This window comes from Streptosporangium sp. H16, assembly GCF_051918855.1.
Classification (GTDB): domain Bacteria; phylum Actinomycetota; class Actinomycetes; order Streptosporangiales; family Streptosporangiaceae; genus Streptosporangium.
This window is the reverse complement of record NZ_JBPXMD010000007.1, coordinates 172,910-193,510: the sequence shown is the minus strand read 5'-3', so window position 1 is coordinate 193,510 and position 20,601 is coordinate 172,910. Positions and strand designations below refer to the sequence as shown.

The 20,601-nt window shown below is 67.3% G+C and carries 37 protein-coding genes and 1 pseudogene; 37 read left to right on the top strand and 1 reads right to left on the bottom strand.

Annotation, left to right across the window (positions count from 1 at the left end; genetic code table 11):
- Positions 1 to 72 precede the first annotated feature (72 nt).
- From ACTOQ2_RS14485 to ACTOQ2_RS14470, 4 genes are all read left to right on the top strand, one after another.
- Positions 73 to 549, top strand: a complete 477-nt coding sequence (locus tag ACTOQ2_RS14485; RefSeq protein ID WP_440100085.1) for a GntR family transcriptional regulator — start codon at positions 73 to 75, stop codon at positions 547 to 549.
- 637 nt (positions 550 to 1,186) lie between these two features.
- Entirely contained in the window at positions 1,187 to 1,564 is a 378-nt protein-coding gene (locus ACTOQ2_RS14480) for a hypothetical protein (protein ID WP_440100084.1), read from the top strand.
- A 46-nt stretch (positions 1,565 to 1,610) separates the two neighbouring features.
- A complete protein-coding gene (locus ACTOQ2_RS14475; protein WP_440100083.1) occupies positions 1,611 to 1,910 on the top strand; it encodes a hypothetical protein in 300 nt (99 codons plus the stop codon).
- A 32-nt stretch (positions 1,911 to 1,942) separates the two neighbouring features.
- Positions 1,943 to 2,911, top strand: a complete 969-nt coding sequence (locus ACTOQ2_RS14470; protein WP_440100082.1) for a hypothetical protein — start codon at positions 1,943 to 1,945, stop codon at positions 2,909 to 2,911.
- A 3-nt stretch (positions 2,912 to 2,914) separates the two neighbouring features.
- On the opposite strand, the gene ACTOQ2_RS14465 is transcribed toward ACTOQ2_RS14470, so the two are convergent.
- Positions 2,915 to 3,439, bottom strand: a complete 525-nt coding sequence (locus ACTOQ2_RS14465) for a hypothetical protein (RefSeq protein WP_440100081.1) — start codon at positions 3,437 to 3,439, stop codon at positions 2,915 to 2,917.
- Positions 3,440 to 3,722: 283 nt separating this feature from the next.
- Here ACTOQ2_RS14465 and ACTOQ2_RS14460 point away from each other — a divergent pair, with 283 nt between their 5' ends.
- The 33 genes and pseudogenes from ACTOQ2_RS14460 to ACTOQ2_RS14300 all read left to right on the top strand — a co-directional run bounded on the left by ACTOQ2_RS14460 (position 3,723) and on the right by ACTOQ2_RS14300 (position 20,526).
- Entirely contained in the window at positions 3,723 to 4,088 is a 366-nt protein-coding gene (locus tag ACTOQ2_RS14460) for a hypothetical protein (protein WP_440100080.1), read from the top strand.
- Complete coding sequence (locus ACTOQ2_RS14455) at positions 4,081 to 4,293, top strand: hypothetical protein (protein ID WP_440100079.1); 213 nt, start codon at positions 4,081 to 4,083, stop codon at positions 4,291 to 4,293. The genes ACTOQ2_RS14460 and ACTOQ2_RS14455 overlap by 8 nt, the downstream gene beginning before the upstream one ends.
- Complete coding sequence (locus tag ACTOQ2_RS14450; protein ID WP_440100078.1) at positions 4,290 to 4,502, top strand: hypothetical protein; 213 nt, start codon at positions 4,290 to 4,292, stop codon at positions 4,500 to 4,502. Before ACTOQ2_RS14455 ends, ACTOQ2_RS14450 begins: the two co-directional genes overlap by 4 nt.
- On the top strand, positions 4,499 to 4,846 hold the full coding sequence (locus ACTOQ2_RS14445) for a DUF7574 domain-containing protein (RefSeq protein WP_440100077.1): 348 nt from the start codon (positions 4,499 to 4,501) through the stop codon (positions 4,844 to 4,846). Before ACTOQ2_RS14450 ends, ACTOQ2_RS14445 begins: the two co-directional genes overlap by 4 nt.
- A complete protein-coding gene (locus ACTOQ2_RS14440) occupies positions 4,843 to 5,772 on the top strand; it encodes a YqaJ viral recombinase family protein (RefSeq protein ID WP_440100076.1) in 930 nt (309 codons plus the stop codon). The genes ACTOQ2_RS14445 and ACTOQ2_RS14440 overlap by 4 nt, the downstream gene beginning before the upstream one ends.
- Entirely contained in the window at positions 5,769 to 7,091 is a 1,323-nt protein-coding gene (locus ACTOQ2_RS14435) for a hypothetical protein (protein WP_440100075.1), read from the top strand. The genes ACTOQ2_RS14440 and ACTOQ2_RS14435 overlap by 4 nt, the downstream gene beginning before the upstream one ends.
- An 11-nt stretch (positions 7,092 to 7,102) precedes the next feature.
- On the top strand, positions 7,103 to 7,477 hold the full coding sequence (locus tag ACTOQ2_RS14430; protein ID WP_440100074.1) for a hypothetical protein: 375 nt from the start codon (positions 7,103 to 7,105) through the stop codon (positions 7,475 to 7,477).
- A 67-nt stretch (positions 7,478 to 7,544) separates the two neighbouring features.
- On the top strand, positions 7,545 to 7,799 hold the full coding sequence (locus tag ACTOQ2_RS14425; RefSeq protein ID WP_440063858.1) for a hypothetical protein: 255 nt from the start codon (positions 7,545 to 7,547) through the stop codon (positions 7,797 to 7,799).
- Positions 7,800 to 7,838: 39 nt separating this feature from the next.
- Positions 7,839 to 8,078 carry a hypothetical protein gene (locus tag ACTOQ2_RS14420; RefSeq protein WP_440100073.1) on the top strand — a complete coding sequence of 80 codons (240 nt, stop codon included), beginning with the start codon at positions 7,839 to 7,841 and terminating at the stop codon, positions 8,076 to 8,078.
- Positions 8,078 to 8,551 (top strand): hypothetical protein, encoded by a 474-nt coding sequence (locus tag ACTOQ2_RS14415; RefSeq protein WP_440100072.1) that lies wholly within the window; start codon positions 8,078 to 8,080, stop codon positions 8,549 to 8,551. Before ACTOQ2_RS14420 ends, ACTOQ2_RS14415 begins: the two co-directional genes overlap by 1 nt.
- Complete coding sequence (locus ACTOQ2_RS14410; protein WP_440100071.1) at positions 8,548 to 8,790, top strand: hypothetical protein; 243 nt, start codon at positions 8,548 to 8,550, stop codon at positions 8,788 to 8,790. Before ACTOQ2_RS14415 ends, ACTOQ2_RS14410 begins: the two co-directional genes overlap by 4 nt.
- The gene (locus ACTOQ2_RS14405) at positions 8,787 to 9,677 is read left to right on the top strand and encodes an SPFH domain-containing protein (protein ID WP_440100070.1); all 891 of its coding nucleotides are present in this window, start codon (positions 8,787 to 8,789) and stop codon (positions 9,675 to 9,677) included. The genes ACTOQ2_RS14410 and ACTOQ2_RS14405 overlap by 4 nt, the downstream gene beginning before the upstream one ends.
- A 77-nt stretch (positions 9,678 to 9,754) precedes the next feature.
- The gene (locus ACTOQ2_RS14400) at positions 9,755 to 10,054 is read left to right on the top strand and encodes a hypothetical protein (protein ID WP_440100069.1); all 300 of its coding nucleotides are present in this window, start codon (positions 9,755 to 9,757) and stop codon (positions 10,052 to 10,054) included.
- Entirely contained in the window at positions 10,051 to 10,293 is a 243-nt protein-coding gene (locus ACTOQ2_RS14395; protein ID WP_440100068.1) for a hypothetical protein, read from the top strand. The genes ACTOQ2_RS14400 and ACTOQ2_RS14395 overlap by 4 nt, the downstream gene beginning before the upstream one ends.
- On the top strand, positions 10,290 to 10,835 hold the full coding sequence (locus tag ACTOQ2_RS14390) for a crossover junction endodeoxyribonuclease RuvC (RefSeq protein ID WP_440100067.1): 546 nt from the start codon (positions 10,290 to 10,292) through the stop codon (positions 10,833 to 10,835). The genes ACTOQ2_RS14395 and ACTOQ2_RS14390 overlap by 4 nt, the downstream gene beginning before the upstream one ends.
- The gene (locus ACTOQ2_RS14385) at positions 10,832 to 11,026 is read left to right on the top strand and encodes a hypothetical protein (protein ID WP_440100066.1); all 195 of its coding nucleotides are present in this window, start codon (positions 10,832 to 10,834) and stop codon (positions 11,024 to 11,026) included. Before ACTOQ2_RS14390 ends, ACTOQ2_RS14385 begins: the two co-directional genes overlap by 4 nt.
- On the top strand, positions 11,023 to 11,361 hold the full coding sequence (locus ACTOQ2_RS14380) for an ECF-type sigma factor (protein WP_440100065.1): 339 nt from the start codon (positions 11,023 to 11,025) through the stop codon (positions 11,359 to 11,361). The genes ACTOQ2_RS14385 and ACTOQ2_RS14380 overlap by 4 nt, the downstream gene beginning before the upstream one ends.
- Positions 11,362 to 11,516: 155 nt before the next feature.
- Positions 11,517 to 11,798, top strand: a complete 282-nt coding sequence (locus tag ACTOQ2_RS14375; protein WP_440100064.1) for a WhiB family transcriptional regulator — start codon at positions 11,517 to 11,519, stop codon at positions 11,796 to 11,798.
- Positions 11,795 to 12,091 carry a hypothetical protein gene (locus tag ACTOQ2_RS14370; protein WP_440100063.1) on the top strand — a complete coding sequence of 99 codons (297 nt, stop codon included), beginning with the start codon at positions 11,795 to 11,797 and terminating at the stop codon, positions 12,089 to 12,091. The genes ACTOQ2_RS14375 and ACTOQ2_RS14370 overlap by 4 nt, the downstream gene beginning before the upstream one ends.
- Entirely contained in the window at positions 12,084 to 12,440 is a 357-nt protein-coding gene (locus ACTOQ2_RS14365) for a hypothetical protein (RefSeq protein ID WP_440100062.1), read from the top strand. Before ACTOQ2_RS14370 ends, ACTOQ2_RS14365 begins: the two co-directional genes overlap by 8 nt.
- Complete coding sequence (locus ACTOQ2_RS14360) at positions 12,433 to 12,885, top strand: hypothetical protein (RefSeq protein ID WP_440100061.1); 453 nt, start codon at positions 12,433 to 12,435, stop codon at positions 12,883 to 12,885. Before ACTOQ2_RS14365 ends, ACTOQ2_RS14360 begins: the two co-directional genes overlap by 8 nt.
- Entirely contained in the window at positions 12,885 to 13,112 is a 228-nt protein-coding gene (locus ACTOQ2_RS14355) for a hypothetical protein (protein WP_440100060.1), read from the top strand. The genes ACTOQ2_RS14360 and ACTOQ2_RS14355 overlap by 1 nt, the downstream gene beginning before the upstream one ends.
- Positions 13,112 to 13,537, top strand: coding sequence for a hypothetical protein (locus ACTOQ2_RS14350; RefSeq protein WP_440100059.1), 426 nt, complete (start codon positions 13,112 to 13,114; stop codon positions 13,535 to 13,537). The genes ACTOQ2_RS14355 and ACTOQ2_RS14350 overlap by 1 nt, the downstream gene beginning before the upstream one ends.
- Complete coding sequence (locus ACTOQ2_RS14345) at positions 13,530 to 13,919, top strand: hypothetical protein (RefSeq protein WP_440100058.1); 390 nt, start codon at positions 13,530 to 13,532, stop codon at positions 13,917 to 13,919. Before ACTOQ2_RS14350 ends, ACTOQ2_RS14345 begins: the two co-directional genes overlap by 8 nt.
- Positions 13,919 to 14,464: a hypothetical protein gene (locus ACTOQ2_RS14340; RefSeq protein WP_440100057.1), complete on the top strand. Its 546-nt coding sequence runs from the start codon at positions 13,919 to 13,921 to the stop codon at positions 14,462 to 14,464. Before ACTOQ2_RS14345 ends, ACTOQ2_RS14340 begins: the two co-directional genes overlap by 1 nt.
- Positions 14,461 to 14,703, top strand: a complete 243-nt coding sequence (locus ACTOQ2_RS14335; protein WP_440100056.1) for a hypothetical protein — start codon at positions 14,461 to 14,463, stop codon at positions 14,701 to 14,703. Before ACTOQ2_RS14340 ends, ACTOQ2_RS14335 begins: the two co-directional genes overlap by 4 nt.
- Positions 14,700 to 15,794: a hypothetical protein gene (locus ACTOQ2_RS14330; protein WP_440100055.1), complete on the top strand. Its 1,095-nt coding sequence runs from the start codon at positions 14,700 to 14,702 to the stop codon at positions 15,792 to 15,794. Before ACTOQ2_RS14335 ends, ACTOQ2_RS14330 begins: the two co-directional genes overlap by 4 nt.
- 360 nt (positions 15,795 to 16,154) lie before the next feature.
- Positions 16,155 to 16,331: pseudogene (locus tag ACTOQ2_RS14325) on the top strand (DnaJ domain-containing protein); the annotation flags it as partial.
- 105 nt (positions 16,332 to 16,436) lie between these two features.
- Positions 16,437 to 17,276, top strand: a complete 840-nt coding sequence (locus tag ACTOQ2_RS14320; RefSeq protein ID WP_440100054.1) for a hypothetical protein — start codon at positions 16,437 to 16,439, stop codon at positions 17,274 to 17,276.
- Positions 17,273 to 17,512: a hypothetical protein gene (locus ACTOQ2_RS14315; protein ID WP_440100053.1), complete on the top strand. Its 240-nt coding sequence runs from the start codon at positions 17,273 to 17,275 to the stop codon at positions 17,510 to 17,512. The genes ACTOQ2_RS14320 and ACTOQ2_RS14315 overlap by 4 nt, the downstream gene beginning before the upstream one ends.
- Before the next feature lie 1,128 nt (positions 17,513 to 18,640).
- The gene (locus tag ACTOQ2_RS14310) at positions 18,641 to 18,841 is read left to right on the top strand and encodes a hypothetical protein (protein ID WP_440100052.1); all 201 of its coding nucleotides are present in this window, start codon (positions 18,641 to 18,643) and stop codon (positions 18,839 to 18,841) included.
- Between the two features lie 55 nt (positions 18,842 to 18,896).
- A complete protein-coding gene (locus ACTOQ2_RS14305; protein WP_440100051.1) occupies positions 18,897 to 19,730 on the top strand; it encodes a hypothetical protein in 834 nt (277 codons plus the stop codon).
- 79 nt (positions 19,731 to 19,809) lie between these two features.
- Positions 19,810 to 20,526, top strand: a complete 717-nt coding sequence (locus ACTOQ2_RS14300; protein WP_440100050.1) for a hypothetical protein — start codon at positions 19,810 to 19,812, stop codon at positions 20,524 to 20,526.
- The last annotated feature ends 75 nt before the right edge of the window (positions 20,527 to 20,601 follow it).

The window sequence follows — 20,601 nt, the reverse complement described above, 5'->3', positions numbered from 1 at the left end:
CAGCGGTCGGCCCCATGGAGCCTGTATAGGGAAAGTATGCTTACGTACCTGGAATGTAATACCGTGCTCGGCATGAACCGACGAGGACACCGCGGCCCCGTGCCGGTCTACCGGCAGATCGTGGCCAGCATCAAGGCCGACATCGCGGTCGGCGTGCTCAAGCCAGGCCAGCTGCTGCCCAAAGAGGACGACCTCGCCACGCAGCACGACGTGTCTCGGGTGACCATCCGCAGGGCTCTCGCTGTGCTCCGCGAGGAGGACGTCATCTACACCGAGCACGCCAAGGGGTCCTTCGTCGGCCCGGAAGACGCCCCGCAAATTCGGCCCCCATGGCCGTTTGAGCAGGTGGCCGCGCAGGTAACTGAGCTGATAAACAGCGGCGAGTACAAGCCCGACACGGTGCTGCCGTCCGAAAACGAAATGATGGAAATGCACGGCGTGGCGAAGAACACCGTCCGAGCCGCCATGGATCTGCTGCGGGAACAAGGACTGGTCTACACAGTTCCCGCCATAGGGACGTTCGTTGCAAAGCGCGACCAGCCGGAATGACATGCGGAGCCGCCAAGAAGCTGCAGTTCACGGCGGCTCCGTGTCTATTCTCAGTCTCCCGTACGACCGTCCTGGAGACCCTGCTCGTAGGCGTCGGCTCTGGTGGGCCGAACGGGGCGGAGCCGGAGGACTGTCATGGTTGCGGCTCCCGCTGCGAGGCAGGCCAGTACCGCAAACACAGCAGTAGCGACAGGGGCGTCATCGGTCAGATTGGTCAGGGTGTCCTCGGCCATCACGATGTACGTACCTGTTCCGGCGAGGAAGGCCAAGGTGATCACGGCCACCACAGTTGCTGTTGCTCTCATGGTGCCTTTCTCGCGTTGTCAACTTTCTGTACTTACATGTCAACAGTGCCAGCGAGGCGGATGCCGCGCTACGTCTACATCCTGGGATGACCCTACATCGTTACGGTTTCGTCCACCTCAGGCGGAATGAGACATGCCGGATCGGCTTGTCCCCTTCAATCGTTCCATGTCGTATAGGTGGCATGTCGGGAATACGGCGCACTGAAATCGTAGACAGGGGCGGCTGAAACTACTTCTATGGTCACTCATCGAGCGCGTGACACACCGCTCTAACAATCGGGGCGGGCGGTCAGTAGCGTCCGCCCATCTCGCATCACCTCCTGGGAGAGACCATGAAGACCCCGTTTGGCCTGCGCAGACTCCTCGCCACCGTGTCCACCGCGGGACTGCTGGCCGTGGCCGTGGCTCCTGCGTCGTACGCCGACCCCACCCCCGCCCCCACGCCGACGGAGACGTCCGAGACGTCTCCGACCCCCACGCAGAGCCCGACCACCTTCACCCCGAAGACGGTCACTGACACCCGTACCGAGACCACGAGTAGGAGGACGAACCCGAACGGCACCGTGACCGTCACCAAGACCGTGACCGTCACCACGAGTACCGTCACCCAGACCGTGACCACCGAGCCGGCCGGGACCCCGGACCTGACCCCGTCCCCGACGCCGAGCGGCCCCCTGGACCAGACGAACGGCCACACCGGCGGCATGTAGAGCGCGAGATCGACAGCTGAGACCACTTCGTCGACCTGGAGGCACCTTGACCCGCCGTGATCGCCATTGGCTGATCAGCACATTCAGCATGGCCATGGTCGGCTGGGCCACCGCAGTTGGCACCGCGCTGCTTCCCGTCATCCACGACGTAGACGTCAGCGTGAACGGTGTCCTCCTGCTGCTCATGTGGGTTGTCACCATCCCGGCACCCACCACAGTTGTGCTCATCATGTGGCATCTCCACAGCATCGCCCTGCAAAAGGCGTACGCACTTGGGCAACGTCACGCACAGAACCTCAACAACATGCACAGGGAAATGTCACACAGGGCTGCCATGCTGAACTGATCATCGGGTAACGGACAACAGGAAGTGATACTTTGCACCGGGTCCCCGGCCTCAGCGCAGGGCAGGAAAGCATCTACCGGCACCTGCTCACCGAAGGGTTCACCAGCCACAGTGACCTGGCTCGGAAGCTGGGGGTGGACGTCGATCAGGACTTAGTCGACAACGACCTGTGGGTGCTACGGGAGCGGGGCCTGGTCCACAGTGATCCGCCGGTGGCGCGGCGCCCCTCGCGGGCGCTGCAAGGCGACCTCTTGGAAAGGGAGTCGCAGCTGCGGGAGTTGATGTCTTACGTCGACGAGCTGGACGAGCTGTTCGACGCCAGCAACTCCCCGGCCGATGGCCATCCCGTTGAGGTGCTGTCGACGCTCGACAGCATTCAGCAGTACTTCGAGCACATCCACGCCACGGCGCGGCATGAGGTCATGCAAATCGTTACGCATCCCTTCATGCCGCTGAGTCCCCCGAGCGGACCGGCCATGTCCGCCGACGCCGACGAGGATCATCCGGCCAAATGTCGGGTCATCTACGAGCAGCGCGTCTTCGACAACGCCGCGGCGGTCGCCGGACTCACGCATTCGGTGGAGCGGGGCTGCGAGATCCGCCTAGCGGATCACCTGCCTCACAAGCTCCTCATCGGTGACCGGACTCTGGCGATGACGCCAAGGTACCCGCGGGGTCACCGCGATAGTCGGCCGATGTTGCTGGTTCATCCCGGCACGCTGATGGACTTCCTGGTCGCGGCGTTCGAAACCGAATGGGACCAGGCCTTGCCGATGCAGACAGATCCCGGCCAGTTCACAGAGAACGGCCGGGATCTGGATACGCAAGAGATGCTGATCGTAGAGATGCTGTCAGGTGGTGCCCCCGTGGATCGGATCGCCACCGCACTGAAAGTTCATAAGCGGACGGTGGAGCGGAAGGTCGACGGGCTGAAGCAGAGGGCGGGAGTAGAGACCCTGTTCCAGCTCGGGACGCACGCCGGTCGCTACTGGTTGCGTTAACGGTCATCTCGGCCGCAAGATGTGCAGCTGCGCTTCGAAGGACTTCAGCGTGCTGTCGAACTGTGCCAAGAGGACTTTCTCCATCCGGGCGCGATCCTTGTCCGACGCGGGGAAGGCGCGGACCTCTTCCAGCATCCGCTCCAAGTACTGCAGCACCGATTCTTGGGTGACGTCCAGGTCGATGGCCGCTGCCACCGGGTCCGCTTCGGCTTGGTTCTTGATGTAGTCGTTGAACAGGTCGGCCGCGGCGTCGTGGCCGGCCTTCCGTATGTCGTCGGGGGTGATGGCGTCGGTGCGCGAGAGGTCGTTGATCGCAGCGGCGGCGAACACGATTTCGCGGTCGCTGATCTTCTTCTTGGTACCGGCTTCGATGCGTCTCCAGTTGGCTTCGCTGAATACTTCGCCGGACAGCTGGGAGGCGCGCGTGGCGGCGGCGCGTACGGAGATGGCCCGCTTGAGCGTCCCCGGACTATTTCGTCGCTCCTCGATGAGGCGTGCGATGGGTGGCGGTTGGCGTGTGGTGGGCATGGTGCTCGTACTATCCCCTCGTGGCGGTTATTGCGCTATCAGAGCGTCGCGCAACGGTACCAATAAGAGTGTCGCAGAGTACACATACAACCGTAACCTTTCGCTACTTTGTGTGACATTTCCTTCTGACGCGTCAGACGCATCCGACGCATTTGACGCACTTCTACGTTGATCTATGCGTCAAGAGACGGTAATGTCGGTCCTGTCGGTACACCTATGGATGATCAAGGCTCTTGATCGCTCACAGGACCGTACACAGCCCTATGGCCAGGAACGGAACCATATGAACGACACCAGCGCCAGCACCGCCACCGCCACCGCCACCGCCACCGCCACCGCCCCGCAGATTCTCCGCTGGGAAGAGCCTGTGCCGCTCCGCTCGGCTTCTCAGGACCTCGCCCACCTCGCGGACGCCATTCGCGCCCAGCCCGGCAAGTCCGCAGTGATCGCGGAGCACCCCAACACCAAGGAGGGGAAGCGCATCGTCGCCACCCTCACCAACGCCGTGAAGCACAAGCGGCGGGGCTTCTGGCACGCTGACGGCGACTTCCACGTCACCACCCGCACCGAGCGCATCGACAACGCCAGCGCCGACACCGAGGGTGGCAAGGTCATCCGCGTCTTCGTCCGCTTCGACGCACGTGGATAGCGGAACCGATTCCCACGTTCTGAACAGCGAAAAGTACGTGATCGGCGTCGCCGCACTGCGCGTAGCCGAACACCAGCGCTGCCCCGCCGGGCCCGTCTGGCACGGCATCCTCACCGAACTTCTCGACGGCGACGCGGCCGAAGCTGACCGCCTCGTCGTCGAGGCCCGCCGACAGCTCCAGACCAGACAGGAGGTCACCCAGTGAGATCATTCACCTTCGCCATCCCCGGAGACGACGAGCTCACCGACTACCTGAGGGCCATCAAGCCCGACGACCACAACCACCCCTACGCCCCCGCGGCGACGCTCTGGCCGCGCTACCGCGACCAGGGCAACGCCGCCGAGAGGGCGCTCACCTGGGCCGACAACGACGAATACCGCTGGGGCGACCAGAACGACAGGGGCGCCTGGTGAGCTTCACCATCTACAGTGCGCCGGAGAAGTTCGGCCTCGAAACGGTCGGCGAAGTCGACTGGTCGGACGGCTGCTACCAGTTCGACCTGACCGTGGTCTGGCGCGACCAGAAGGGCCAACTGTTCTGGGCCGACAGCTCCGGCTGCTCCTGCCCGCCGCCCTTCGAGGACACCGGCCTGCCCGACTTGAAGGCCTGCACGTCCGCCGAACTGCAGGCGCACCTTGACAAGCGGCTCGACGGGAAGTTCGGCACCGCTGAGACGTGCGACGAATGGGACCTCGACGAGCGCAACAAGCGCGCCGGAAGGATCGTCGACCTGGTGGGACGGGTGATCGCTTGGTGACCACCCTGGTCACGCCGACCGGCCGGTTCCTCGGCCAGTGGCCGTCCAACTCGCCGGAGTGGTACGCGGCCCGCGCGCACCGCATCGGCGGGTCCGACATCGCCGCGATCGTCCGCCTGTCGAAGTGGCAGTCGCGATACGCCCTGTGGTGCGAAAAGACGGGGCTGGTCGAGCCAGACCCGCCGAACAGTCAGCAGTCGCGCGGCCACTTCCTGGAGCCGGGGGTCGCCAACTGGTTCGCTTACCAGCACCCCGACGTCGAGGTGGTCGAGGCGGGCACCTGGACTCACGTCGACCCCGAACGGGACTGGCAACTCGCCAACCCTGACCGGCTGCTCGTGCGTGACGGCCAGGTGGTCGCCGGGCTGGAGATCAAAACCGATGTCGACGGTCGCGACTGGGGCAAGCCGGGCACCGACGAGATCCCGCTGTACTACCTGACGCAGGTCAGGTGGTACATGGACGTGCTCGGCCTGGATGAGTGGTGGGTCGCCGTACTCGGCTCCCACCTGGAGTTCTCCGAGTACGTCATCCACCCCGACATCGACGACACCCTGTATCTGCGTGACGCGGCCGAGGAGTTCCTCCGGTCCATCGCGTGGGACGAGATGCCGACGATCGACGGGCACGATGCCACCTACCGGACGGTGCGCAAGCTGCACCCGCTGATCAACTCGGGCGAGAAGTTCGCCCTTCCGGACGATCTCGCCGCCGAGGTACTGCCCGCCCTGGCCGAAGAGAAGTCGGCCAAGGAAGCCGCGCAGAAGGCCCGCGCGAAGCTGCTGGCCGCGATGGGGAACGCGTCCCATGCCTATTGGGACGAAGAGCCAGTCGCGCGCCGCCAGGCCAAGGGCGAAGGCACCCCTTACCTCGTCGTCGAGAAGAACCTGCCCGCCATCCCTGAACTGCTAGGAGCCGCAGCATGACCACTGACAACCTGCCTGGGATCCGCAACGCGGAGCTCGCCCAGCGGATCGAGTACTCCCAGCAGCTGGCCTTCTCAAGCCTCCTGCCCGCCCAGTACATCAAGCAGCCCGCGAACGTGCTGTGGGCGGTGGAGTTCGGCCGGTCGGTCGGGATCGACCCGATGACGGCGATCACCGAGGTCCACATCATCAAGGGCAAGCCGTCCTCGTCGGCGGGCCTGGTCAGCGCCCTGGTGCGTAAGGCCGGGCACAAGATGCGGACCTGGATCGAGCGTGACGAGAACGGTGTCCTCGCCAAGGCCGTCTCGACGATCCACCGCAGCGACGACCCCGAATTTGAGTTCCGCTCCGAGTGGAACATCGCCCGCGCCCAGACCGCCGGACTGATCAAGCAGAACGAGAACTACGGGAAGTACCCGGAGGGCATGCTCGTGGCCCGCACTCAGACCGAGGTCGCGCGCATGGCCTGCAAGGAGGCCCTGTGCGGGCTCGGCTACACGCCCGAGGAGCTGGGCGCCACCGTGAACGAGGACGGCTCAGTCGTCATCACCGACGCGCGCCAGGTAGAGGTCAAGCCGGGCCAGTCGATCCGCGAAGCCGCTGAAACCATCAATGACGCCAGTGTCACCGTGATGGCCTCCAACACGCAGCTTCGCAAGCTCGCCGAGCTGATGACCGCCAAGGGCGTCACGGACAAGCTCGGCTACCTGCACGAGGTGTTCCCGGACTACACGTTCCAGTCGGCCGCCGACCTGACGGCCGCGCAGGTCTCGACGGTGGAGAACGCGCTCAACCGGGGCGAGCACCTGCCTGCCGCTGCGGAGACCGGGCAGCCCGAGGAGCCCACCGAGCCGCCCGCGGCTGCGCCGCCCGCTGAGGAGCCGGTGGCCGCGCCGCCGGCCGGGACGGCGGACGAGGAGCCCAGCCGGAAGGCGCAGCACACCGACATGGGCATCTGGTTCGGCGAGGCCGGGATCACCCACCACACGGGTACGGGCATGAAGGCGAAGAACGACGCGGCCCGCTTCGCGTGGATCGCCGAGCACCTGGGCGTTGAGGTGACGTCGACCAAGGACCTGAACGCCGCCCAGGCCGACAAGGCGGTCCAGCTGCTCATGCAGCAGGCCGCCGCCCGCCGCGAGGACCTCAAGCAGCGGATCGTGATCGTCTGGACCGACCTGGGCGGCACCAAGCAGGCCCTCACGCCCACGCTGGAGAAGTCGATGAACGTGGGCCTGAACCAGGCTGGCAACGCCGACCTGGACAAGTTCCTGAAGAAGCTCAACGACGGGGAGATCGTCCCGGGCGGTGCCCAGTGATCCACAGCTCGATGTCCGGTGAGCAGCACATCGTCCGCTTCCAGCGGACCGGCATGATCGTGCTGGCCGATCCGCTGCCCGTGGACACCCTCGACCCCCGCTATTCGTCCTGCGTCGAGCACCGCACCGCGTGCGACTGCCGCGAAGCACTGCTCTCGGAGAACATCCGCGAAGAGCGTGACAGGTGGGAGCACGCCAAGCAGATCTTCAACGAGCTTCTGCAAGGCCACCCCACCTACGCCTACGACGAGCAGGGCCGTCGGGACGAGCAGGCCCAGTGCAAATGCACCGGCTGTGTGATCGCCCGCAGCCTCCACACCCGAACCATCGGCGACGTCGCTCGCGACCGCGAGGCATGGCGCCGCCGGAACGAACCGCCGTTCTGATCGAGCAACATCGGCCCTGCCGCGACACGCGGCGGGGTCCCTCCACCGCCACCAAGAGGAGCCCCCAGTGAAGAGCATCACGGTCGAGTACGACGACGTGACCCCCGAGCGGATCGGCCGTTCGCTGACCGACACCGAGACCACCCTGTCGATCGGCAATCGCCGACTCCCCGCGCTGCTGACCGACCGGGCTTCCCTTCTGGAAGCCCTGAGCATCTCCGACGTCCTCCGCGCCGCGAACGACGCCTGGCGCGCGAACATCGTGGGCGCGCTCCGCGCCCTCGACGCCGCAGAGGCCGCCCGAGAGAACGCCACCACCTGATCACCTCGTCCACGCCACGACGACAGCAGGAGACCCCTGATGACGTACGGACACATCACCCCTCAGATCGCCACCGACGTGCTCGCCTTCTGGAACGGCGGCCGGATCTCCAGCTGGTTCCACCTTCACCTGCTGCAGGCCATCGCCGAAGCAGACGAGACGGACCGCAGCAGACTCGCCGCCCAGTACCCCGCCTACGTGGCCGCCTACGAACTGGCCGCACACACCGATGGAGGCAGGGACATCCTTCAGGCCCGCACTACCGACAGGAGCGAATAGTGACCGCCCTGACCATGCCCCAGGAGCAGCTGGACGCCATCCGCTGGCACGCGGGGGAGACGGCGACCGCCTACACCAACCTCGGCCTCCCGCCCAGCCAGGCAGCGCAGGACCGGCAGGCCCTCCTCGGCGAGCTGGACACCCTCGCCCAGGCTGCCCGGAACTCGGGCGAGGCGCACCTGATGATGGGCGAAGGGATCCGGGACGCGATCCGCGCCGACCGCGACCACGGCCCGAACGCCGGAATGAGCATCATCACGAACTACGCCGACGCGGCCGGCCTGCTCGACGCCCTGGACGAGCGGCTGCCCACCTTCTACGTCAACCGTGACGACGGCTACCACTGGCTGACCTGCGGCCGGTGCGAGGAGCCGCTGCTGCAGGTCGACGCCGGGACCTCCCTGCCGCAGATGAACAAGGCCACCTGGGCCCACGAATGCACCACCCAGGACGCCGCGGCGGGGGAGCAGTGACGAAGCCCCTGATCCTCCTCGGCGCCATCGCCCTGGTGGTGATCTGCATCGTGCTCACGAAGTGGATCGACACCCGCACCAAGGGTGTCCGCGCCGACCGCCGGGCGCTGCGCCGCTACGAGGAGCTCGTGGCCGAGGTCCACGCCCTGGCCCTCGCCAACTCCGACCTCGACCCTTCTGCCCAGCTCATCGCGGAAAAGATTCGCACCTCCCACCCCTCCCGAAAGGCCGTCCGATGAAGCTCAAGACCATTTCCACCCTCGCCCTGCTGGCCATGGCCACCACGGCGTGCGCCTCCGTCAACACCGAGCCCGACGAGAAAGCGATCGTCTACTACGGCGCGATGGGGTCCGCCACGAGGTTCGAGAAGTGCATCGACCCGTCGAAGCGGGAGAGCGTCAGCATCAGCGACAACTCGTGGACCTACCCGGCCGGGCAGCGCACGTTCGACTTCTCCGGTGCCGAGGGCGCCGAGTCCAAGCCGCTGGAGGTCGTCTCCAAGGACAACGTCACGATGAAGGTTCCCGGCGTGGTGACGTTCGCCCTCAACACCGAGTGCAAGACGCTGCAGCAGTTCCACGACCGCATCGGCCGGAAGTTCAGCGCCTTCTTCTACGGCACCGGCCTGGAGCACAGCGAGCACGGGTGGAACCGGATGCTCAGCACCTACATGCGGGTGCCGCTGGACCGGGCGCTGGACGCCGCTTCCCAGGAATTCGAGTGGCGCAAGCTGTTCAACGACCCGGCGACGAAGCAGGCGTGGGAGAAGCGCGTCGGCCAGCTCGCCCGAGGTTACATCCAGGAGACCGCACGCGGGCAGTTCTTCTGCCAGCCCAGCTACGCCGGGGCCGGGGACTGCGGTGACATCGTCCTGACGATCCAGAAGCCCGAGCCGCCCGCCAACCTGGCCCAGGCCCTCGCCGCTGAGCAGGTCGCCAAGACGCAGAACTCGGCGCAAGAGCAGATCAACGCGAAGGTCCGTACCGAGATCGAGTCCATCAAGGACCTCACCAGAGTGCTGGGCCCGAACGGCGCGGTCCTGTGGCAGGCCATCCAGAAGGGGCAGGTCACCGTCGTTCCCGTCCCGCAGGGCAGCGACCTGAACGTCACGGCAGGCAAGCCGTGAACCTCCGCATGAAGCTCCCCACGGAGCTGACACAGCAGCAGAAAGCCCGAGCCTTGGGAATCGGAACCGCTTCCCTCATGGTGCTCGCGCTGCTCGCCGACATGTGGGCGCTCGTCCTCGCGGCGCTGTCCCTGCTCGTCGGGATCTCGCTCGGAGTCATGGGTGGTGCTGAACTCGGTCGCCGGAGGAGAGCTTTCGAGCTGGACACGGCGTGGGGGCATTACACCGCCGCCGCGGGCCTGGTCGACCGGCTCAACGACGACAACGCCGAGTTGAACCGCCGCGCCGTAAGCGCCGAAGCCGACCTGACGAAGTGCGTGGCCGAGAACGCCAAGCTCCGCGCGCAGCTCGCCGAATACGCGGGCAACGCTGCGTGATCGACATGATCCACGACGTCCTGGCGGTGATCGGCGCGCTCAGCGTGCTGATCGCCGTCGGGGCGCTCCTCCTCGGCGGGATGTTCCACCGGGACGCGCTCCGCCGCCAGCAGGCCAAGCGCGACCAGCGGGCCCAGCAGCCCGCCGAGGAGGTCGCCGCCGACCTCGCCCTGTGGTCCGACTACTGGACCGACCACGACCTGCACAAACTCGACACTCTCAAGGAGGACAAGCCGTGACGCTGCCCCGCGTGATGGGCTGGGACCTGGCCGCTGAGCAGTCCGGAGTTGCCCTGCCGGACGGCACCACCACGGTGATCAAGGCGAAGAAGGTCACCGGCAGGCCGCGAACCTTCGACGACGACATGAGGCGCCTCGACCTGGTTGACCGGCGCTCGGCCGAACTCGTCGCCGCCCACCCGGCCGACCTCGCCGTCATCGAGGACTACGCCGCCGGCATCCGGGGCAACCCGGTGCACCGCCTCGCCGAGTGTGGCGGCAAGGTCCGATTGAACTGCTGGCGCGCGGGCGTACCGATCGCCCTGGTCAACGTGATGCACGTCAAGGAGTACGCCACCGGTAACGGCGCCGCGAAGAAGAGCCAGATGGCCACGGCCGCGCAAGCTCGGGCGGGCCTGGTCTTCCCCACCGAAGACGAATGCGACGCCTGGTGGATCCGCGCGATGGGCTGCGACTGGCTCGGGCACCCGGTCGTTGACCTGCCCAAGGCGCAGCGCGCGGTGCTGGCCAAGGTGAAGGACTGGCCGGAGATGGCCCGATGACGAAGCGCCGCGGCGTGACCGCGAACCTCGTCATCGTCGACGAGGCCACCCACTACGAGCCGGCGGCCGACGACGTCGACGAGCTGGGCGACCTCAGCGTCCCGGTCATCGTCGAAGGCCAGGTCGTCAGCCACCAAGACCCGATTTTCCCCCTTGACCTGCCCATGCGAAACGGGAGCACCCAGCTATGAGCATCACTCCCGAAGGCGTGAACCTGTTCGAGGCCGCGACGGACGTCATTGACCAGGTGCTCGCGGCGAAGCGGCCCAGCGCCCTCGCCATCCTGCAGGCCCTCAACGACGCCGGATACGTACTCTTGCCGCCAGCCGAGCGGAAAAGCCCTGAGTGGCTGCCGGTAGACGCCTCCGGCATGGACAAGGTGCGGCGGTGCGCGGAGGTCCTGACCTCCGGCCTGTCGAACGAGTCGGCCGCCATGGAGCTGGGCGTGTCCGTGCGTACGGTCGAGCGGCACGCCGCGGCGGCTCGCGCTCTCGGACTGCTGCGGCGGGGACGGCGGCGCAGGTGAGGTGCCGTTCGTGCAGCAAGAGCTGCAAGACCCGGATCTGTCTTGCCTGCGTCAGGAAGCAGGCGGGAGTGACGCCGCCGGAACCCACGCCGGAGCCGGAGCCGCCTCAGCCGAAACCGGCTCGTGTGAGGAAGGCGCTGGTACGGCAGAGGTCCATGGCTCCAGTCCGCTGGCACAAGGACGCCGCGTGCAGGGGAATGAGCCTCCACCTGTTCTACGGCCCGTCCGACGACGAGCCTCCCGAGGGCACCCGCCAGCGGGAGGCCCGAGAGAAGCGGGCGAAGAAGGTCTGCTTGACCTGCCCCGTCATGGCGAAGTGCCTGGAGTGGAACCTTGAGTTCGGCCCTCACCAGTACGGCGTGGGCGGCGGGCAGACCGCTGAGGAACGCCGCGAGCTGCGCAAGAAGAAGACGAGCGGCACGCGGGACGCGTCGTGACCGGCGGGACCGGGGGACTGAACCGGGACACCGAAAACGCCATCAGGGCGCTCGCGCATCGCGTCTACGAACGCGACCACCAGGACCCGGCGGAGCGGGCCACGCCCGTCGACTTCGCCTTGGAGTTCGTAACGGCGTTACGCGGCCGAGGCTGGCGCTGCACCAACGCCGGACAGGCCCCGCGGCCCACCGCGAGGTCAGGGCCGGACACCTACAGCAGGGGTGCGGCGCTCGCCCGCCAGCTCCTGCAGAAGCTCCCAGACGACGAATCGGAGAACAACCCGCATGACTGAGCAGCTGATCCCCTACGACAACTTCGGCAACCTGATCCGTGATCCCCGGGCGGAGCGCTTCCTCCACCCGGAGGTGCCGATCCACGAGCGGCCGGCCGAACGGTTCACGGCGACGCTCACCCTCGGCAAGTCCATCCGGACCGGGGCGTCCACGTACGTCACGTGGTTCGACGAGGAAGGCCACCTGTACCCGATGTACCTGTCGGCCCTGATGGAGGTCCTGAGGACCCAGGACGTTTCCAAGGGGGTCGTGACCGCCGAGTGGATGCCCGTACGGCAGGGCCTGTACTTCGGCTTGAGGCTGTACGTCGACCACGAGGCGCGCCGCGCGAAGTACGCCGGTGAGTAGTCCGCCCGAGGTCGTGCTCGTCGACCGGCTGGACCTGCAGGTCGCGCTCGACCTGCTGACGAAGATCACCCCGCCGCCCCGGTACGGCAAGGCCGCGGTGTTCCGCCTCGCCCAGGCGCTCGCCGAGCGCTCCGAATGGGAGCACCTCGACGGCACCGTGTGCGTCGCCGGACACCGCGCGGACGCCCGCTGTGCCGAGGGCGGCGGCCCGGTCCGTATCCGCAAAGCCGCAGCTTCGAAGCGTGCGGCCTGCATCAACAAGGAGATGCCCATGGGTGACGCAGACGTCAAGGCCGCGGTCGTCGAGGCCGTTCGCGGCTTCGACTTCGGCGACTACGGCTTGGACAGCTTGGACGAGCTCAAGGACGAGCAGTGGGTGCCCGACCTCGCCCAGGCCGTCGTCGACCGGATCGCGCGTCACGCCGCCGCGAGAGCTGAGGGCTGATGCGGCCCCACCCGATCTACCACCGCTGCGCTCTCACGCCGGACTGCAGGGCGATGATCCCGATCGACCACCTCATGTGCCGCCCCCACTGGAGGCGAGTCCCCCGGGAGATCAAGGGGCGCGTCACCCTGACCTACCGGCGGCGCTCGGCCGACTGGGAGGTCTACGCGCAGGCCGTACGAGACGCCAAAGCCGCCGTCTGGAACACCCTTGGAAGGAACCGCTGATGTCCCCTGAACCGCGCACTCTCACCGACTGGCGAGGCAACCCCTACACGGTCGGCACGCTGATCTTCTACCCGCGCATGTCCGGCCGCAGCTGCGAAATGGTCGAAGCGGTCGTCGTCGAGATCTACGACGCCGTACGCGACTCCGACAAGTACAGGTGGGTCCGCTTCGACCCCGACAACCCGCGCCACCAGGCCACTTCCAAGGGAGACCGTGTGACCCGCGTCGTGGTCCAGCCGACCGGGCTCGGCTCCCGCGACTTCTTCCGCTCTCACACTCGCCTGGCGCGTGACGAGGCGGGGGAGATGGTTCGGGACGAGCAGGGCGGACCCGTCTGGGAGACGACCGAGATCAAGCCCGTCACCCTGATGATCACCAACAACGTCACCGTGCCCGCCCCGCGCGCTGGGCGGGCCGATGCGTAAGCGATCCAACGCGGTCACCCTGGGCGCGCTCACCGCCCTGTCGGCGCTGGTCATCGCGGGCTGCGCCATCGAGGGCGAGGAGACGAGCGCCGACTGCTTGGACGCCTACGACTGCGCCGTCGCGGCCGAGGAGGAGGTGACCGCCGACTGCGTGGACATCTACAGCCTTGCCGAGGACGGTTCCTACCAGCAGTTCGAGGACCGCTATTGCGAGGGAGGTTCACACCACGGCTACACCTACGTGTACGGCGGCAGCTCGTCCGGCGGGCGGATCCACGGCGCCACCTCGATCCGGCCGAGCAACATCAAGATCACGTCCCGTGCTGGCCGAGTGATCGTCAGCGGCGGGTTCGGCGGCCGAGGCGGCGGGGGCGGCAGCTGATGAGCGACAGATCAATCCTCACCGCCGACCAGATGGAGCAGCTGAGCGACATCCTCCAGGGGATCCTCGCCAACTACCCCGTCAGCACCGACCTGGCCGCGCACATCTTGGCGAACTTCTCCGCCGAGGTCGACAACTGGTCTGGGGCGCGGCCGTTCGTCCTGGTCTACACCGGCTGGCGCGGCGCCAGCCGCGACCGGGTCCGCGCGGACCTCGACGACGTCCTCAAGCGGGTCGGCCCGTTCCACCTCATCGTCGGCTACAACGTCGAGGAGGACGAACCTGACGGAGGCGACCGGTACGCCTACGAATGGGCGATCACCACCCCCGGAATTACCGTGGAAACCCGGCCGGCGCCGTGGCGCATCCCGAAGTTGAAGCGCGCGGCCGGCCCGTACCGCAACGGCCTCATGCTGGGCCTGGCCATCGGACGCGGCGGCCCGCACGGAGTCCTCGCCCACCTGCACAAGGAGTCGCGCGGCGCCGCCGGGACCGCCGCGTTCGCTGAACACCTCGGCGTCCCGATATGGAAGAGGCCCGCATGAGCAGCCCCGCCGGCCTCCCGCCGTTCTCCGGCGACGAGCCGACATGCCTGAAGTGCGGGTACGAGAAAGCCAGCACCATGTACCTCCACCACGGCGAATGCCGCCACACCCACCCCGGCGAACACCTCATCGAAGGGTTCAGGCCGAACGAGCGGCTGCACCGCGAGTGCTTCCGATGCGGCTACGCGTGGGACGAAGCCATCGTGCCGGCCGAGCTCGCCGCGGGGAGGACAGCATGAGCCGCGCCACCGACGTGAAAGACCTGCTTGACGAAGAGGCCAGGGAGCAGGACCTCCTCGTGGAGTCCCACGGCCAGAAGTGGAAGGTCACCAACCTCAATTCGGGGCTGGTGAAGTTCCTGCCGAAGAACGGGGCCGGCCGGTCCCTGAAGAACTTCCGCACGCAACTCCACAGCTTGCGTCCCCCGCCCAGTCCCATGCTCGCCGCCACCGAGGGAACCGACTTCATGCCCCGTGACACCTGGTGGAAGGTCGAAGACCTCATCGCCGCAGCCCGCATGCAAGGGCTCCGCCCCTACGTGTCCGGCGGCATCTTGTGCGTGCCCGGCGACCTCGACGCCCAGCCGATCGCCGAGATGCTGCGCGACCGCGAAGCCGAGGTCGTCGCCTACCTCGCCCCTGCCCACGCCCGACCCAACCAGAGCGAAAGTGACCACATGCCGAAGATCGCCGACACCGCCCGCATCGACCGCACCGGGCCCGCGCGGAACATCGCGGGGGACGCGGAAGCCCTGTGGTCCCTCCTGCGAGAGGAGGCCCGCAAGCAGGGAGACAAGCCCGGAACGAACGCGGGCGTTCCCGGGGTGCTGTGGGCGGGTGCGCTCATCCGCATCGTGCAGGAGATCGGCGAGGGCTGGGACGCCATCCACGTGCAGGAAGTCCGGCAGTACCTGAACCGGACCGAGCACACCCACTGCCAGCGGCCCAAGGCAAAGCCGCCCATCTGGTGGATCGCGGACACCTGGAGCGACGGAGGACTCACCGTCACCCGCATTCCCGAAGCGGGCGACCTCGAGAGAGCGGAGCCGCAGCAGCCGAAGCCCGCGGCCGAGCCCGAGCCGGCCGCGGCCCCGGGCGGCGCGTTGGCCGCGCTGCGCGCCCTGGACCTGCGCATCACCACCGCCGAGCAGCGCGCCGCCGACGCGGAGAAGGCGCTCAACAAGGAACGGGGGGAGAAGTCGGACCTGCTGACCGAGCTGGACGAGGTGCGCGCCGAACGCGACCAGGCGGTGCGCGAACGCGACAAGGCGGTGGCTGAGCTGGACCTCATCAACGCCATGCTGGGCAAGCTCGGCCTCGGCGGCGCGTAGTGATCGGTTCCGATTCCCACGTGGCGGAGGGGCCGAGTGTTTTCCGTCGTTGACGTCGGCTGGTGCAAAGGCTCGAAGGGGAAGCGGCCGTGCGGGCAGAAGGTCAGGTGGACGGAAACGGAGGCGGGTGTGCCGTTCGCGGTGAACCTGGCCCCGGACCCGGGCGGCAACGTGGCGGTGTTCCGCGACGTGCGGGGGAAGCTGCGTTCGCGTCGCGTCACCGCCGACCGGCCGCTGTTGCCGTACGAGCGGCTGATGATGCCGCACGTCGCGACGTGCAAAGCGCCCCCTCGGTCGAAGCCGAAGCCGCCGCCGCGGCGACCGCCCAGGCGCACACCGCCGGCGGGCTCCTACTACACGGTGCTCGGCGTCGACCGGGACGTGGACGAGGTCACCCTGAAGCGGGCGTACCGTCGACTCGCCCGGGAGCTGCACCCCGACATGAACCCGGACCCGGTCGCTCAGGAACGCTTCAAGGAGGTGGCGGAAGCGTATGAGGTGCTGTCTGACCAGGCAAAACGACGGATCTACGATCTGACGGGCCGCCGCCCGAGATGAACGTGGGAATCGGAACCGCTTACGGTGGCTGGACGCCTCTTCCCTCGGTGGCTCCGCTGATAGAGACGAAGGAGAGGCGGCTACATGCCGTGGTTCAAGGTCGACGACGCTTTCCACTCGCACCTGAAGGTCATGCAGACCAAGGCGGCGGCCCTGGGGCTGTGGGTGGTGGCTGGATCGTGGTCGTCGGCGAACCTGACCGAGGGGTTCATTCCGGACGCTGTGCTGCCTCGGCTGATGCCTGGGGCGAAGCGTCTCGCGAAGGATTTGGTCGAGTGCGGCCTGTGGGAACGCACTGACAAGGGCTTTACTTTTCATGACTGGGACGATTACAACCCCACCGCTGAGGAGGTGCGCGAGGACCGAGAAGCAGCGCGGGAACGCATGCGGAAGCTGCGGGCGCGGCGACGCGGACAGCAAGATCTACCAGGGGAAACGTCCGAGTCGCGTGAGCTGGTGCCTGCCTCTGACGCGTCGGTTGTTCGCCCGAACATCATGCGAACGTTCGCGGAACGTTCGGACGATGTTCGTAACCCCGTCCCGTCCCGTCCCGTCCCGGTCCAAAGTGCAAATACATCTAGTCAGTCATCTACAGGTAGTGGGGCGGTCGGCCACCAGACTGATGATCATGACTTTCATGAACTAGACGAAATGATCACCCGTCTGCTCGCTTCGCTCACGACGGACCCCATCACCGGCCACCACGCCGCATGGGTCCGCCAGACGATCCTCGGCAAAGCACGCGGACAGATCCGTGACCGCAGCGCCTACATCCGCCGAGCACTCCAACAAGACGCACGCCCCTACCTGCCCCAGCAGCACACCACCGCGGCGAACACCACCGGCCGCTGCACCACCCACCACCAGACGATGCCCTGCAGAGGATGCGCCGCCGACCTCAAAGCACGGAAGGACACCGAATGACCGCCCTCTGGACCGCCGCAGGCATCCTCCTGTACGCGGCCGGCTTCGTCGCCGCCCTCCGCGTGCTGCTCCACTACGACGACAAGCACCACTTCCTTGGCGAAAACGAAGACTGGGGAATCGCCGCCCTGTGGCCGTTCGTCCTGCTCATCGTCGCTTTCATCGCCCCCTGGGTGGGGCTCTACCGCATCGCCACCCGAGACCGACGTGCGCGAAAGCACACAGAAGCGCCATAAGATCACCCCACCCCACCACGGAAACCCGTCAGCGAGCCCCCGAGGCATCCCCTCGTCGCTGACGGGTTTTTGGCGTTTCGGACGCGTCTGATGCGTCTGACGCACGCGACGCAGGCACATGCACCACGTGCAACGCTCTGAGAGCTTCACTGAGACACGAACAGAGGGTGTCTGGTATCTCGTCTACCCCTCATGATCGAAAACGCTTACAGAGGATTACAGAGCTTTGGAGTGGATTCGAGAGAGCTGGAACTGGCTGTCTGGTCGGAGGCCGCGAAAGTCGGCCAGGATGCGCCAATCCACAAGGTGTCGAACGTGCAGTTTTGTCGAACACAAATTCGATATGCTTCGCCGGACCGTGGAACGCCAGGTCAAAGGCCGTGTCGTAATCGTTATCAATGTGGAGGGTAACCGTTATATAATTTCCGGGCCTCTGACCATAGGTTTCTCGGCATGCACACAGACACGAGAGCGACGATCACGGCAGGCGCTACCGGCGCCCTGCTCGCGTTCGCGCTGCTCCAGACACCAGGGGTCGCGAAGGTCGCGACCGACCGCGCCGCACTCGCCATCGAGCCCGGACCGCAGGGGCCGCAGGGCGAGCCCGGACCCGCCGGACCCGCCGGACCCCAGGGACCCGCAGGACCCCAGGGACCGCAGGGACCCGCCGGACCCGCCGGACCTACCCCGACCACCCTGCCCCAGGGTCCCGAAGGTCCTGCCGGACCCGCCGGACCGCAGGGACCGCCCGGACCGCAGGGACCCGCCGGAGTGAACGGCACCCCCGGACCCGCCGGACCGACCGGACCCGCCGGACCCAAGGGAGCCGACGGCACCCCCGGAAAGACCGGTGCCACCGGACCGCGCGGACTCACCGGACCCGCCGGACCGCGCGGACCCGAAGGGAAGCCCGCACCCACCCCCACCGGGCGGTATCTGCGCGGACCCGCCGGACCCGCCGGACCCGTTGGTCCTACCGGTCCGATCGGACCGCAGGGCAACGACGGACCGCGCGGACCGCAGGGACTCGCCGGACCGCAGGCAACCGACGCGTCTTCCACGGCGCGACCGGACCCGCGCAACGACGCGACGGACGACGACACGACCGACCTCCCGGAGACCGGTCTCGTGGCGAACGCCGCGCCGTACGTGGCCGTGCCCGTCGCGCTGCTGTTGGCCGTCGCTGCGGTCGTGGTCGCGATCCGGCGACGCCGTAAGCCCGTGGGAATCAAAGCCGATTCCCACGCTCCGACCAGTGAGAACACCGACCCGACCACCGACGACCAGACCGACGCAACCGAAGTGATCAAGCCCCACACCGACCGCTAGACCCCACGCCCCGCCGCACCGTGCGGCGGGGCACCTCTCGAAAGGACACGCCACCATGGCGAGCACGACCCGCAAGGCCAGCACCACCCCCAAGGCGACCGACGCGACCGACGCGCCGACCACCGACGCGCCGACCGTCGACGCGCCGACCGTCGAGGCCACCCCCACCACCGACGCGCCGACCGAGACCCCCGACGCGACGACCGAGACCCCGGACACAGTGGAAGTCGAGATCGACGAGAGCGCCGTTTTCGCGGAGCGCATGGAAGCGCTCTTGACCACCCTCGGAGAAGCGGCGAAGGGTCACACGGTCGGGAACAGTGGACCCCTGGCGCTGGCACTCCGTAGCGCCGTGGAGAACTCCCGCCCGACCCTCCCGGAGTGGCAGGGCGCCATCTTGGACGGGCTGATCCCGTTCACCCCGACCACGAGCGAGCCCGACAAGGACGGGAACACGAAGCGCGGCGGCAAGTACGCCATGCCGCCCCGGATGCTCGCGGTCGCGAACACCGCAACCGGACTCGACTACCTCGGACTGTCGGACACCGACACTCTCGCCGTGTGGGAGCCGTCCGAGACGGAGCTGATCTCTCTCCTGTCGGAGGAGAACAAGCGCGCCGCCGCCATCAAGCGCGCCACGGCGCGCGACAGTGCGGCCAAGAAGCAGCGAGAGGAGGAGGCCAAGGCCACGACCAAGAGCGCCGTTGCGGTCGCGAGCAGCATGGAGCGCATGAAGCTTCCCGCCCTGGCGATCGACACCCCGGTAAGGGCCGTGGTCGCGGATGCTCTCGCGTCCGGGGTGCTCACGATCGAACTCGTGAACGCCGCCCTTGAGGCCGGAAAGCTGGAGTTCCGCCTCAGCGAGACGCCGCCCGCCCCCGCCGAGTAGCCCCGTGGGTGCCCGTGGCCACGGTCACGGGCACCCGCCCTCTCCCCACCACCACAGTCACGCCATGAAGGGTCAAGCCATGATCAGCAGGGACAACGCCACCCTTGCCAGGGACGCGGCCTACTACGCGATCCGCGCCGTTCAGACGCACACGGAGGACTGCGACAGCTGCACTCCCGACCCCGAGAAGCCCAAGCCCGAGCCGTGCAAGGTCATTGGGCACTACCGCGCCAACGCCGACAAGCTGTGTGCGGAGGCGCGACACGCTCTCGCCACCTACGCGCCGAAGGGAACGCTCGTCATTTACCAGGGCATGCACGAGGAGTTTCACGGTGAGTACACCGTCACCGGTCCGGCGCGTCACTGCGTGTGGGGTGCGTACGACCTGACGCGCGATGACGGCCAGGTGTTGTACGCCGCGCCGCTCAACTCGGTTCACCTGACGGAAGCCGCAGCAGCCGAGCGCGACAGGATGAACGCCGCCCGCACCGCCGTCGCCGCCGTCCTTCAGGTCCTGGAGTCGCGCGGCCTGGTGTTGCAGGTCACCGTGGACAAGGCCGACGACGGGAAGATCTTCATTGCCTGGTCATCGCTGGACTACTTCCGGCTACAGCAGCGCGCGGCGATGATGCCGAGCGCCGAGACGCGCCAGTACCTTGCAGGCGCGTTCAGCCTGTTGATTGCGCTTCGGTCCGCAGCGCGACAGGACAAGAGCGAGGAAGTGAAGAAGGTGACCGCGAACGCGCGCGCCATCTTGGCCCGCACGACGACGCGGAAGAACACGCCGCGCGCATAGCGCGGACCGAACGCGCGAGCGTGGGAATCAGCACCGATTCCCACGCTTTCGCGCGAGACCCGACCCCCCTTGCCG